The 13,249-nt window shown below is 48.5% G+C and carries 10 protein-coding genes; 3 read left to right on the top strand and 7 right to left on the bottom strand.

Annotation, left to right across the window (positions count from 1 at the left end; genetic code table 11):
- The first annotated feature begins 65 nt into the window (after positions 1-65).
- The 3 genes from J7619_RS17125 to J7619_RS17135 all read left to right on the top strand — a co-directional run bounded on the left by J7619_RS17125 (position 66) and on the right by J7619_RS17135 (position 2,498).
- Complete coding sequence (locus J7619_RS17125; protein WP_291200968.1) at positions 66-629, top strand: RNA polymerase sigma factor; 564 nt, start codon at positions 66-68, stop codon at positions 627-629.
- 236 nt (positions 630-865) lie between these two features.
- Positions 866-1,474 carry a hypothetical protein gene (locus J7619_RS17130; RefSeq protein ID WP_291200971.1) on the top strand — a complete coding sequence of 203 codons (609 nt, stop codon included), beginning with the start codon at positions 866-868 and terminating at the stop codon, positions 1,472-1,474.
- Entirely contained in the window at positions 1,434-2,498 is a 1,065-nt protein-coding gene (locus J7619_RS17135; protein WP_291200974.1) for a hypothetical protein, read from the top strand. Before J7619_RS17130 ends, J7619_RS17135 begins: the two co-directional genes overlap by 41 nt.
- 10 nt (positions 2,499-2,508) lie before the next feature.
- On the opposite strand, the gene bshC is transcribed toward J7619_RS17135, so the two are convergent.
- The 7 genes from bshC to J7619_RS17170 all read right to left on the bottom strand — a co-directional run bounded on the left by bshC (position 2,509) and on the right by J7619_RS17170 (position 12,981).
- Entirely contained in the window at positions 2,509-4,059 is a 1,551-nt protein-coding gene (bshC, locus tag J7619_RS17140) for a bacillithiol biosynthesis cysteine-adding enzyme BshC (RefSeq protein ID WP_291200977.1), read from the bottom strand.
- 251 nt (positions 4,060-4,310) lie between these two features.
- On the bottom strand, positions 4,311-6,125 hold the full coding sequence (locus J7619_RS17145) for an acyl-CoA dehydrogenase family protein (protein WP_291200980.1): 1,815 nt from the start codon (positions 6,123-6,125) through the stop codon (positions 4,311-4,313).
- A gap of 165 nt (positions 6,126-6,290) precedes the next feature.
- Entirely contained in the window at positions 6,291-9,179 is a 2,889-nt protein-coding gene (locus J7619_RS17150; protein WP_291200983.1) for a putative Ig domain-containing protein, read from the bottom strand.
- A gap of 1 nt (position 9,180) precedes the next feature.
- On the bottom strand, positions 9,181-10,296 hold the full coding sequence (locus tag J7619_RS17155; RefSeq protein ID WP_291200986.1) for a glycosyltransferase: 1,116 nt from the start codon (positions 10,294-10,296) through the stop codon (positions 9,181-9,183).
- Complete coding sequence (locus J7619_RS17160) at positions 10,293-11,300, bottom strand: glycosyltransferase family 2 protein (RefSeq protein ID WP_291200989.1); 1,008 nt, start codon at positions 11,298-11,300, stop codon at positions 10,293-10,295. Before J7619_RS17160 ends, J7619_RS17155 begins: the two co-directional genes overlap by 4 nt.
- A 106-nt stretch (positions 11,301-11,406) precedes the next feature.
- A complete protein-coding gene (locus J7619_RS17165; RefSeq protein ID WP_291200992.1) occupies positions 11,407-12,585 on the bottom strand; it encodes an acetyl-CoA C-acyltransferase in 1,179 nt (392 codons plus the stop codon).
- Between the two features lie 162 nt (positions 12,586-12,747).
- Positions 12,748-12,981: a PspC domain-containing protein gene (locus J7619_RS17170; RefSeq protein WP_291200995.1), complete on the bottom strand. Its 234-nt coding sequence runs from the start codon at positions 12,979-12,981 to the stop codon at positions 12,748-12,750.
- Positions 12,982-13,249: the final 268 nt, after the last annotated feature.

A 13,249-nucleotide genomic window follows, 5' to 3' on the forward strand; every position in this document is an offset into this window, starting at 1 on the left:
CAAATGCAACATGCCGCATAAACGATTGTCTTTGGTTCAGAACGTTCAAAATATAAACCTTCTGCTTGAAAACACAAATTTACCCCGACCGGCACGTCGAACTGGTAGAGCGTTGTAAACTCGGAGAGCGCAAAGCGCAATACGAGCTTTATAAACATTACTCAAAAGCCATGTTCAACATCTGCATGCGGATACTGAACCATTTGGGAGAGGCTGAGGATGCTTTGCAGGAGGCCTTCGTGGATGCATTCACGAACCTCCACCAGTTCAGGCAGCAGTCGACGTTTGGGGCATGGTTGAAGCAAATCGTGGTCAACAAGGCTATCAACCACATGCGCAGCAGGAAGGTAAAATGGGTGGAAATCGACGAATTCCACGAAACATTGGAGCAAAGTGACCGGAATGACGACTCTTTCGGACTGGATGAGAGCGACACGACGCTTGAAATAGAAAGGGTACGCAACGCGGTACAGAAATTGCCGGATGGTTACCGGGTGGTACTGAGCCTGTATTTGTTCGAAGGCTACGACCATGAAGAAATCGGTGAAGTGCTCGGGATCAGCGAAACCACCTCCCGGACGCAATATATGAGGGCAAAACGTAAATTGACCGAGATGCTGGTACGGTAACGAAACGGTCAGATGTGGTCAGGAGGTAGTCAGGTATGGTCATGGATAATCAAATGGGAGAGAAACAACAAGTGACAACACTTGACAATACATGACTAAAAATGACAATGCCTGACCGCGCGGCGGATCGCGGCAAATGACTAGAACAACAGCAGGCACCAGGAGTAAAAGATATTAAACCCTTAAACTATTACGGATTTGAGACTATTATTTACACTTGACAAGTTAATTAATCTATGAAAAATTCTTCTGATAAAAAGGATCGATTGGAGCGGTTTGTGCGAGATAACAGGGATGGATTTGATACTTTCTTACCGCAGGATTCTTTATGGAGCCAGATTGAGAGCCAACTACACAACGAGATTCCGATAGTACCTGAAAAATCGAAAAAAAAAATCAGGCGTCTGAATAACCCTTATTTCGACTGGCGTATTGCCGCGGGGGTATTTCTGGCGCTCGGGATCGGGTTTCTGGTTTACCTCAATAACGAATACGGCATCACCCGTGATCCGCGCGTGGCCCTGAAAGTTCCCGCATACGCCCGCGAATTCAATCAATACAATGTTGCAATAGACCAAAAAAGGGAGGAGATCATCAAGCTGGCCCGGAATAATCCCGAGCTGTACAAAGATTTCTCCGCTGATTTGGAAAGTCTGGAATCGAGCTATAAAAACCTCCGTTCCAACTTGTCGAACGCCCCTAACCAGGAAGCACTGCTTGAAGCAATGGTTCAGAACCTGCAATTACAGGTTGATCTGCTGAACCAACAACTGGAAATTTTGCAACGTATTAACAAAGTGAAAAATGATAACGATAAAGAAAATAGCGCAGCTCCTGTTATTTAGTGCGATCTCCGTACTCCCGCAGGTGGCCAGCGCAGCCCTCGATCCCGACGATTCAGAACAGAACGGACTGATAGAAAAGCGGAGGAATATTGTGAAAGTGTTCGACGTCAGAAAGAGCGATGCGCTTGAAGTTGACAACCAGTTCGGCCTCGTAAAAGTGAATCTGTGGGCCAAGGAAGAAATTAAAGTGGAGATTGTGGTAACCGCCAACGCGCCCTCCGATAACCGCGCCGCAGAATACCTCAGCTCGGTGAATATCGATGAAAAGCGTGTCAAAAACGTCATCAGCCTCACCACCCGCATCGATCGCGGCCAATTCGGCAACAATGGCTGGAACAAGAGCAAGGGCGACAAGAATTTCATTCAGATCGATTACACGATCTACATGCCGAAAGAGAATTCGCTCACCGTTCGCAACAAGTTCGGCAATACCGATATTCCTTCATTTTACGCGCCGCTGACGGTCGATTCCAAGCACGGGAATTTTATGGCTATGCTGCTCGAAAACCCGGACAATGTGATTGAAGTGCAGTTTGGGAATGCAAAAATTGGCAAAATGGATGGCGGTAAGCTGGATTGCCAATATTCCAATGTGAAGCTCGATCAGGCTAAGAAAGTATGGCTAAGCAACAAATTTGGCGAACTGACGATCGGCGACGTCGTGAATCTGGATGCCGCTATCGATTACTCAGGGGCTAAAATCGGGACGATCCGCGGTACCGGTAAAATCAAGCTCAATTATTCGGGGAATTTCAAAATCGACGAGCTGATGCATTCAGCCCAAAATGTGGATATCCAGGCGCAATACTCTTCGATCGTGCTGCCTGCCGAATCCAATCAGTTCAATGTAAGTGTAACGTATGGTAAATTCAGTTACCCGACAGAGAACATCAATTTCTCAATGCAACCGGATAAAGACGGCAGACCCGACAAAATGAAGCATTACCAGGGGAAAGTAGGTTCCGGTGGCGGGCCCAAGATTACCGTTACCTCGGTCTTCGGTGATGTAAAAATGAAGAATTAACCCCCCTCTTCTATTCTTCCAGCAGCACATTATACCTGAAATCCAGCGGATCGAAGGCATTGTAAAGTTTCTGGATAAACTGAGGGTCATTAATATAGAAATTCAGCAGATTATCAAACCGTTCCTGGGCGATTCCGTTCGGGAACAGTTTGTTTTTAAGCGTCAGCAATTGCTCAATCTCCGACTCATGATTACGCTCCTCGGCGCGGATAATGCGCTTTTCAAGGTGTTTCAATGAGTTTAGTAGACGTGTCTGCTCGGCTTTCACCGCGCCGTGCATGGTTTGGTCCACGTCCGTCGCTTTGGAAAGTATCTGGTCAAAAATGGCATTGAATGCTTCTTTTTGCTCGTTCAGGTTCAGCTCGTGCTCGGTATTGCGTTCGATGAATGTCTTGCGTAATGCAATATCATCGAGGAACAGGTCTTTATAATCAATTTTCAGCTTCTGTGCCTTCTTATACTGATGCCCGTTCATGTATAATGCGAAGTTTCTCGGCATCAGCATCGGATAAGGAACACCAAAATGGTCGAAAACGCCTTTCAGCTGCATCCAATAAGGCACTTCTGACGGCCCGCCTATATACGCAAGGTTGGGTAAAATCACTTCCTCGTACAACGGCCGCAGGATCACATTCGGACTGAAACGTTCCGGATTGCTCTCGGCCAGTGCCAGCAATTCTGCTTCGCTAAATTCCAGTTCGGTATTCAGCACCTTGAAAACGTCGCCTTCGCGCACGATGCGCTCGCGCAGGTTGTCGTCAAGATAGAAGAAATTGATTTCGCGCGCATGCAGGGGAGTGTGGTAGCCGAGCGCATTCAACCGGGAAGTGGTTTCTGTAACGATTTTTTCCGAAATGGAGTCTTTTAGTTCTTCCTGAATAACGGGCAGGAAGTGCCGTTTCAAATCTGCGTTGTCGGCGTCGAGACTCACCAGCCCGTAACGTCCGAAGAGCTCGTGCATGTAACATCGCACGGCGTCCGCCAATGTATTATTTTCAAGATAAGCCTTCGCAAACAGCAGCGGTTTATCCGGCAATTGCTTCAAAATACCTTCCAATTCCTTTGGATTCAACCTTCCGACGGCACCTTTGTGCTCGCCCGTCCATTTGTGCGTCTGCCCAAAAAGATGGAAAGTTGCGATTTCTTCAAAGTCATGATCTTCCGTAGCCATCCAGTAAACGGGTACGAAATTGTACTCCGGATACTTCGCTTTCAGTGCCTCCGCGAGCTTGATGATCGTAACGATCTTGTATATGATGTACAACGGCCCGGTGAAAATATTCAGCTGGTGGCCGGTAGTAACGGTGAAGGTATTCTCTTGTAGTAAAACTGAGAAATCGGGCAGGTAAGGCAGGCCACGGTACTGCTTTGTGAGCACGTCCACGAGCGTTTTCCGCTTGTCCGCGGTGAAGTCCTTTTTATTCAAAATAGCCTTTTCTGCATTCTCCAACGTCGGGAAAATGCTGTAAAAAGAGTCAAGCGTCGGTTTCTGATCGAGATAATCCAGCAGTAATGCAGGAAACTGGCCTGTGGTACGCAGATCCACGGAATGCAAGGTCATGAAAGGTGGTTTTTCAGTAGCTAGTAGAGAATCCAACGTAATTATTTTTGCTATTTGACTCAAAAAAGAAACCTAATACCTAACGAGAAAGGCGTCGTTTTTGGTTTCCCAAAATTGCGCATTTTGACCAATAATCGAAAACCTTTTACCAAGATACAAAAAAGCCGCATCTGAGTCAGATGCGGCTTTCAAACGTGTACATTTTGGTTTTCAGTTGTAGCAGGTTATTCGCCTGAGGTATTTATAGTTTTTTAAAAGACATAATCATTTTTGGCTATCAGCTCGTCGGCGATCCGGCGGCGCGCGTCTTTGAGGTTCATAGGCTCGATCTTCGTAAATCTTTTCAGTCCCATGAGCATTACACGGAGCTCATCACTTTCGGCAAAACTGGTAATCGCCGAGCGACCCGCATTGTTCACTCTTTCCACGGCGCGATTGAGGTAAATAAGCGCTATGTCCTTATGCAGGGCATTCGCCTCATCACCCAGCATCCCGATTCGTTTCTCCACCCGCAATAACACGGATTCGGCCACATAAATTTCAATCACCATATCGGCCAAGCTCATGATAATCTCCTGTTCCTCAGAAAGTTTCATCATAAACTTCTGCACCGCCGCACCGGCGATCATCAGCGCCGCCTTTTTCAGGTTTTTGATTACCTTTTTCTCCGCGGCAAAAACGGCTTCGTCTTCATCCGAGCTGAAATCGGGGATCGATAAAATCTCCTTACCTACCGCCATGGCCGGCCCCATCAGGTTAAGATGGCCTTTCATCGCACGTTTCAGGAGCATATCTACTACCAATAAGCGGTTGATTTCGTTGGTCCCTTCAAAGATCCGGTTGATCCGGCTATCGCGATAGGCACGATCCATGGGCGCATCGGCCGAGAAACCCATCCCCCCATACACCTGCACACCTTCGTCCACCACAAAATCCAGCACTTCCGATCCATGCACTTTCATGATCGCGCACTCAATCGCAAATTCTTCCAGGGCCTTCAATTTCGCTTCGGCATCGTTCATTCCCTTCTCTTTGAAGGCCTGGATGAGGTCATCTATATTTTGTCCAACACGGTAAGCCGCCGATTCTGTCGCGAACATTCCTACCGCCATTTCGGCCAGCTTGTGTTTGATCGCCCCGAAATTGGCAATCGCTGTTCCGAACTGCTTGCGCTCGTTGGCATATTGTATCGCCTGCGAAGCTACACGCTTGGAGCCGCCCAGCGCTGCCGCCGAGAGCTTGATCCGGCCGACATTGAGGATATTAACTGCTATTTTAAACCCGTTACCCCGTTCCGAAAGCATGTTTCCTACCGGTACGGGACAGTCGTTGAAGAACAATTGCCGCGTATCCGATCCTTTGATGCCCATTTTATGTTCGGGCTCGTTCATTGTAATGCCACCAAACGACTTCTCGATGATGAATGCGGTCAGATTTTTATCGGTCTCGCCATTTTCTTCCACTTTGGCAAAAACAATAAACACATCCGCGAAGCCGCCGTTCGTGATCCACATTTTCTGACCATTGATCACATAATGCTGCCCGTCGGCGCTCAGTTTTGCCTTTGTTTTACCTGAATTGGCATCCGACCCTGAATCAGGCTCTGTGAGGCAGTAAGCTGCTTTCCATTCACCCGAGGCGAGTTTGGGGAGATATCGCGACTTCTGCTCTTCATTGCCATAATAAAGGATGGGGAGCGTCCCGATACCCGTGTGCGCCGAAAGCGCCACCGAGAAAGAATTGCCGGCTCCCGTCGCTTCCGCTACCAGCATGGAAGTGTTGAAATTCATTCCAAAACCTCCAAACTCTTCCGGAACCGCCGTTCCGAGCAAACCCAGCTCACCCGCTTTATCCATCAGTCCGGAAATCAGCGCAGGACTCTTGGCCTGGTCGATTTCATCCAAATGCGGCCAGACTTCCTTTGAAAGGAAATCTCGGCAGGTATCAGCAATCATTCGCTGCTCTTCATTGAATTCTTCCGGGATAAAAATCTGGTTCGCCAGGGTTTCCTTAATCAGGAATTCACCTCCTTTGATGGACGTCTGGTTTACTGCTGCAACGGACATATCTGAATGCGGGTTAGTCGGAAAAGTGTTGAGTATGCTTGCATACCATTAGAGGTCGATGCAAATATAGATCATAAAAATTATTATGCAAGCATACTATTGTCAAAATAAATGAAAATGACCGCCTAGTGAAGACGGCCACTCATCATACAGCGAAAGTCTTTGTTATTTCTTGAAAATCCTGAATTGCTTCACCAGTTCCCCGTTGTTTTCTACCCTGATAAAATAAATCCCGGCGGGCAAACCAAGTGCATCCAGGTCCAGGTTTGCCAGTTCGTCCGACACCTTTATCAGCGAATTGGCGATTGGCATCCGCTTGCCAGCCACCGTGACAATCTCCCAGCTCAGGTTATCGCCGGGCTGGTATTCAGGGAGTTTGATATTGACAATGCTTTCTACGGGGTTCGGATAAAATGTCCAGTCTTCCATGTTTTTACTGATATTCACCTTATCGCCGGCCGAAATGCCAAATTCAATGGAGTTTGTTACCACAGCGGAATCCTCCCTGAACGCGGTAACCGTCAACGTATATCTTCCTACATAGGGGGCAAAGCCGGATGCATCTTCATACAAGGCATAAGGGAAAATCGATGTCGTCGCTTTTCTGCGGAAAGGGCCATTCAGATCAAACGAAACTTTGTCATACTCGAAATTCCCATATGCATACATATTCAGTCTCGAAGGCAATGAATCGTAAGGGATCACATCATCGCCCGATAACTTCCTGATCACGCGCTGATCCACCTTGCTGCCACCCTGAACCAATTCGAAACGGAGCTCCGGAGTCTGTACCAACAGCACCAGCGGGATTTCCACATATGCACCCGCATTGTCGTACGCACGGATAATCAACCGGTATTCCCCCTCTTCGGTAGGTGTTCCCGAAAACTCATTCAATGCGAAACTGAGCCAGGAAGGCCTGTTTTGTACAGTAATAGACGAAATATAGCCGTCAGGGTCTCCGAAAATGTTAGTCGGCAGTATATAGTTAAACGGCATGTTGATCTGCGCATACTTCACGGGCAATCCGCTCGTAGCAAATGGCGGCGCATTCAGGAACTGAGGCTCCACGACTTTAATCGTAAAGTAAGTTTCCACAAATGCATTCAGGTCATCGAAGGCTTTGAGGATAATGCGGTAGTCGCCCAATTTGGAGGGCGTACCACTCAGTATACCATTCGAAAATGTCAGCCAGGAAGGCAGTTCGCTCGCCTCCACTTTGGTAATGCTTCCATCCGGGTCCACAAATGCGGTTTTGGGAATGGTAATGGTAAATGGCTTGTCCACCGCCACCATCTGGTTCGAGAAATTGCTGTCGACTGTCGGCGGTTTGTTCGCATTCTCGCGCGTATCCACACGAATAGTGAAAAATGCTTCCGCCGAGCCGCCCTCGTCGTCGATACCCTTCACCGAAATGCGGTAATCACCGAGCACCGTGGGCCTTCCCCTTAAAACACCGTTTTCGTAGCGCAGCCAGGCTGGCAACGCACCTACGTCCACGCGAACAATCTTGCCATCCACGTCCGAGAAAGTATCAATAGGCAACCGGTACTCGAAATCCTTGTTGACCGGAATGATCTGCATCGGCACCGGTCTGAAAACATAAGGCATGTAATTGGACGCATCGTCCCAATAGCTGGGCGATAATATGTCTTCGATCAAACGAATGCGCACCGGGCGGGGATTAGCCGGATCTGCATATGCGCGTTTGGCCCATTCATCGTAAATCACCCCTTGCGCGCCCCCTTTTTCAGTTGCTGCCGACAAGCGGTACGAAACTGAATCGGCATACACGATCGGGGTCATCGGTTTGTTCAGCCAGGAAACAGCACCCTGCCTCAAAAAGCCTTCTGCGCGGGCCATCTGTTCCTTTGTCGAAATCACCGCTGCCACCACATTCGCTCCATGCTCAAAGTTCTCGTTGATCTGCTTCATATGGGCGGCATTGTCAAGGTATGAACTCACAAAGAGTTCATTGGCCGTGATAAAACCCGCCGGCGCATAGCTTTTCAGAATGTCTACCGACCACCGGTGGTCGTGTGCAGCCAGGTTGTCGTTGACTTTGATCCCGTCTGTCTTTTCATTGAGATCGCGAAAGCCCAATGTACCCCGCGTCGCTGATTGTGCATCGAATACCGATCCGTAATCCGACACATATTTAACTCCCGGATCGACACTTTTGACCGCCGTCACCATTTGCTCGGTAAATCTTTTCAGCATCATATGGCGATAGATGTACCAATCCTTTCCATATCGCTGGCGGAACGAAAGGTTGGGTTCCCACGCGGTTGCCGGCGGGTTGGCCTCGTCGAACGACTTGAAAGTCATTCCCCACAGATAATTGATCCGCTCGATTTTTTTGTATTTCCCTTTAACAAATTCCTTGAACCCCTTCACCATGGAAGGCGAATAGTCATAAACCGCCGCGTTTTCCTTGCCGTTTTCGATCAAACCACCGCCATACTCACCTTCCTGCGTACCTGTGCAGGTCACCGACACATACAGCAGCTTCTTCTCTGTTTGCAAATACTTGTAGTGGTTCATTACCTCTTTCACAAAGGCAACTCCTTTATCGAGAATAGGCTGGTTATCAAACCCGAAAAAGGTATCCTCGTAACCGCTGAGCAACGGCTTGCCGGAATGGCTGAACTGGCTATCCGAAACATCCCAAAAGCCTTTGATACGTGTGCTATGCCGGCCCAGGTGAATGCGCAATGCCACCTTCATGCCCAGGTCCGTCGCAATTTTGATTTGCTGATCGTACTTGGCCCACTGCGGTTTATCGGTAGGAGAATTTAGATAGATCTTGTCCCAGGGAATGGTAATGTACACCGCATTAAGCCCATAACTCTTTGCCGATCGGATCAGATCCGGCTCCGGACCGATGTCGTCCGGGTTAGTGAGGTTCAGGAGCATGAGCGCAAGATAGCGCTGGTTGTCTGTCTCGGTAGTTTTTTGCGGACTTTGCGCCGACACCGGCCCGGCCCATACCAGGACGGTCAGCAACAAGGCAATACGGGTCAAAAACTTAAATACGCACGTAGAATTGAGCATACTAACGGGTTTTGTCAATTAATTCGATCCACTCATTATATCCGTTTTCCACATTGAACCGGCTGGCAACCTCGATGCTGCGGGCACTGTCGGTTTTGATTTCACCACTCATCAATGAACGCATGGCCGCAACCATTTGTCTGACGCTCAGATCGTCCGTCACCACACCCATTCCATCCTTGACAAACTCGGAAACACCTCCGGAAGGAAATGCAACAATAGGTTTACCCAGCAACGCAGCTTCTATCATCACCAGTGGAAAAGGATCCTGCCGCGAGGTAAGCAGAAAACCATTTCCCATATTAAGATAGGCATAATAATCCTCTTTCTGCTTGCCGGTCAGGTGAATTTTGGTGGCCGACGTATTGTTGGCGCAGCGTTGCTCGGTATAATACACCAATCCGTCGTCGATCGTTGCACCGACCCACACCAGGTGCACGTTCGGATCGTTCACTTCCGCGGCGATGTCCGGCAGCATGTCGAAACCCTTCCGCTCAGAGGTCATCCCGGACAGTATCCAAACAAATGCATCGGTCGGAATACCGAGTTTTTTCCGCAATTCGGCGGAACGATTATCGTCCTTTTTTACCAGCGAAGAGTCAATAAATGAATAAAGCAACCCTACATTCTTCCCACCGGCATCTTTCAACGAATCGCAAGTAGTCTGCGAACAACCTATCAAAAGCTCCGAGTAATCCACGATGCTTTTGAAGTCAGGCGCGCTCAGGTATGCATATGTGAGCGGCATTTCGTGGAAATGGGTGATTACTTTGATCCCGAATTCCCTGGCTACCACGATGGTTTCGGGAATCATCGTCGTATTCACATACCAGAAATCCGCACTGAAACTTTTGGCCAGCTTTCTTAATGCACGAAGCGTGGGATTGATGCCCAGGTGAAAAGAAATTTTCTCGATCGTATTGAATTTACGGGGGGCAATATGGACGGGAATGTCCTGGGGAAACTCGGCAAGCAATTCACCATTCGCGAAACTGACAATACCGACGTCAAACCGCGAACGGTCGATTTTTTTCAGAATGTACAACAGCATCATTTCCGATCCTGTCCGTGTGGCATAGGGCGTAAAAAAGAGGATTCTCTTCTTGGATTGATTCATGCAGAGGCAGTTAAGAGGTCGATATTCTCCTGGGGCTTGATTTTATAAAGCCCCTTCCGGAGGAACAGCGTTTTCCAGAAATATTTTAAAAGAACGCGTGTCTTCTTTACATATATATGTTGTGTGCGAAGTTCAGAGAACGGATTTCCGCTTTTTCTCAGGTTAAGAAGCATTTTCCACCCATAAATCACCGGCACCATAAAAATGTAATGCAGGATCAGCATAATGTACTGAAAAATACCGTACTGCTTCCGTACCCACAGGAAATTGGAAACCTGCATCTGCGTGCTGAACCGGTTGATCCACGAAATATGCGTCCGCCGGAACGGGTTATTATTTTCAAGATGGATAAAAGTGCAATCCTGAAAATAGCACAGCTTGCCGAGTTTTCCCAACCGCCCCGACCATTCCACGTCTTCCCCGTACATGAAAAACTCTTTGCTGAAACCGCCTGTTTTTTCAAAACCTTCCCTCCTTACAAACATAAATGCGCCCACCAGCCAGTCGTGCTGATCGGGATCGGCATAGGCCGGTTCTGGATAAAGTTTATGGATGACCTTATCTACCAGGCCACTCGGAGGAAGTATGAAAAACGTGCGCCGGAACTCGTTGAAACTCCGGTAGAAAGGCATCGGGGTACCGTCGGGGTAGTATTGTAAAGCGCCGCAGGCGATAATATCCGGCCGCTCGTTCATCCGCCAGAAACACCGGCCGATCACATTGTCGGTCAGTAGCGTATCGGCATTCAGCAGAAGCAGGTATTTTCCCTTCGCGATTTCCATGCCACGGTTATTGGCAATACCGAAACCCGCATTGTATTCCATATCAACCCACCGCACTTCCGGATGGGCTTCCCTCACCAACGCACCGCCGCCATTCTCAGGATCGTTGTCAACAACAATAACCTCATAAGTTACTCCGGATGTAACCCGGTTGACAGAATCTAAGCAATTGATAATGAGTTGAGGCGTCCTGTAATTAATGATAATAATGGATACATCCATGAAAGCGGGCGTGCATGATGAAAGGGCAAAAATAAAAAATCTCCCGGGAAGATGGGTAACACTTCCCGGGAGAGCTTTAAAATCAAGTCGAATGTTAGTCTACGGCTTAATTGAGTCTTTCATAAATGCCGGCAACGCCCTGCCCACCTCCTACACAGGCCGTTACCATGCCGTATTTCTGGTCGCGGCGCTTCATTTCGTTAAAAAGTTGCACCGAAAGCCTGGCGCCCGTCGAGCCTAATGCATGCCCTAGTGCAATAGCGCCTCCATTCGGGTTCACGATCGCAGGATCGATTCCCAATTCCTGGATCACTGCCAGCGATTGTGCTGCAAATGCCTCGTTCAATTCGACCTGTTGGATATCGCTCAGTTTCAACCCGGCCTGTTTCAGTGCCAACGGTACCGCTGCAACGGGCCCGATACCCATGATCCGTGGATCTACGCCCGCTGTCGCGTACGACATCATGCGTGCGATCGGTTTCAGACCAAGCTCATTCACCAGTTTTTCTGACATCACGATCACAAATGCCGCTCCGTCCGACGTTTGCGAAGAATTCCCGGCCGTCACCGATCCTCCTGCCGCAAAAACGGGTTTCAGTTTATTCAATGCATCCACAGTCGTATCCGCACGTGGGCCCTCGTCCTGGCTAATCACCGTTTCCTTGGTTTTCTTTTTGCCCGAGGCCTGGTCAAAGTAAGTTTCCTTCACGGTTACCGGTACTATCCCATCGGCAAACCAGCCTTCCTTTTGGGCGCGCAGCGCTTTTTGGTGTGATTGAAATGAAAATTCATCCTGCGCTTCGCGGCTGATCTTGAAATCCTGTGCCACCTGCTCGGCGGTAAGGCCCATGCTCAGGTAATAATCAGGGTTGGTGTGGGCTATTTCGTAGTTCAATGCGGTCTTCCAGCCCATTGTAGGCACCAGTGACATCGACTCGGTACCACCGGCGATAATGCATTCGGCCATACCGGCATGGATTTTTGCCGAAGCCATCGCGATTGCCTCCACGCCCGAGCCGCAATACCGGTTGATGGTAATCCCGGATACATTTTTGGGCAAAGAAAGCAATGCCACGTACCGGCCCATCTGCATACCCTGCTCAGCTTCCGGCACTGCATTTCCCACAATCACATCATCCACGCGGGTGGGGTCGAGCTGCGGGGTTTGTTCGAGCAAATGCCTGATCACCGCCGCACCGAGGTCGTCGGGACGTGTAAACCGGAAACCGCCTCTCGGCGCTTTGCCTACCGCGGTGCGATAGCCCGCCACAATGTATGCGTTCATATTGGATCTGTTTTTGAAATCGATATTAAAGCAGGCACATTCAATTAGTATGCCTGCATACCATTCGTAAAAATAGGTATTAATCCTAAAACAACAAACCGCCGGAGTTTGTTTTCCGGCGGTTTGTAACTACCAAGTCTTTGCTGATGGAAGTCTTAATTTTCAAGAAGGGATATGCCCTTGTTCCAGCTCTTTGGGGCGTTTTGCGATGTCGGGCATGACGATCCAAAGGATGATGTAAAACAAAATGACCGGGAAAGTGACCGGGATGAAGATCGCGAGTACGAACAAAACACGGACGATGGTGACGTCGATATCGAAGTAATCGGCCAATCCTGAGGCTACGCCGCCAATCATTTTGTTGCTGGTGTTACGGAACAATCTATTGTGGTTCATGGCTATATCTGTTTAAATCGTTTTGACGTGTTAAAGGTACTATGCATTACCTAGTAGTGGTTCAAAATCTATACAAACGGTCCTACGCTCTTGGCACGGGTGATTTTTAAGGATAGATAAATGGGTATTAAAAGATTAGATATGCATTAGGATTCTGCCGGATGTTGCGTAATACTATTGGCAATGAATTACCTTTGGGATTGTAAATGCGGGTTTTGCTGACAATGTGACACGCGATTTGTGGCAGGCTCAATATTTTATAAGGAAA

Origin of the sequence: Dyadobacter sp. (assembly GCF_017744695.1) — a bacterium.
In the GTDB taxonomy this organism is placed as follows: domain Bacteria; phylum Bacteroidota; class Bacteroidia; order Cytophagales; family Spirosomataceae; genus Dyadobacter.

Coding starts and splice junctions, on each gene's coding strand:
- J7619_RS17170 (WP_291200995.1), bottom strand. CDS start 12,981: ATGAACCACAATAGATTGTTCCGTAACACCAGCAACAAAATGATTGGC.
- J7619_RS17130 (WP_291200971.1), top strand. CDS start 866: ATGAAAAATTCTTCTGATAAAAAGGATCGATTGGAGCGGTTTGTGCGA.
- J7619_RS17150 (WP_291200983.1), bottom strand. CDS start 9,179: ATGCTCAATTCTACGTGCGTATTTAAGTTTTTGACCCGTATTGCCTTG.
- J7619_RS17160 (WP_291200989.1), bottom strand. CDS start 11,300: ATGGATGTATCCATTATTATCATTAATTACAGGACGCCTCAACTCATT.
- J7619_RS17165 (WP_291200992.1), bottom strand. CDS start 12,585: ATGAACGCATACATTGTGGCGGGCTATCGCACCGCGGTAGGCAAAGCG.
- bshC (WP_291200977.1), bottom strand. CDS start 4,059: ATGACCTTGCATTCCGTGGATCTGCGTACCACAGGCCAGTTTCCTGCA.
- J7619_RS17145 (WP_291200980.1), bottom strand. CDS start 6,125: ATGTCCGTTGCAGCAGTAAACCAGACGTCCATCAAAGGAGGTGAATTC.
- J7619_RS17155 (WP_291200986.1), bottom strand. CDS start 10,296: ATGAATCAATCCAAGAAGAGAATCCTCTTTTTTACGCCCTATGCCACA.
- J7619_RS17135 (WP_291200974.1), top strand. CDS start 1,434: ATGATAACGATAAAGAAAATAGCGCAGCTCCTGTTATTTAGTGCGATC.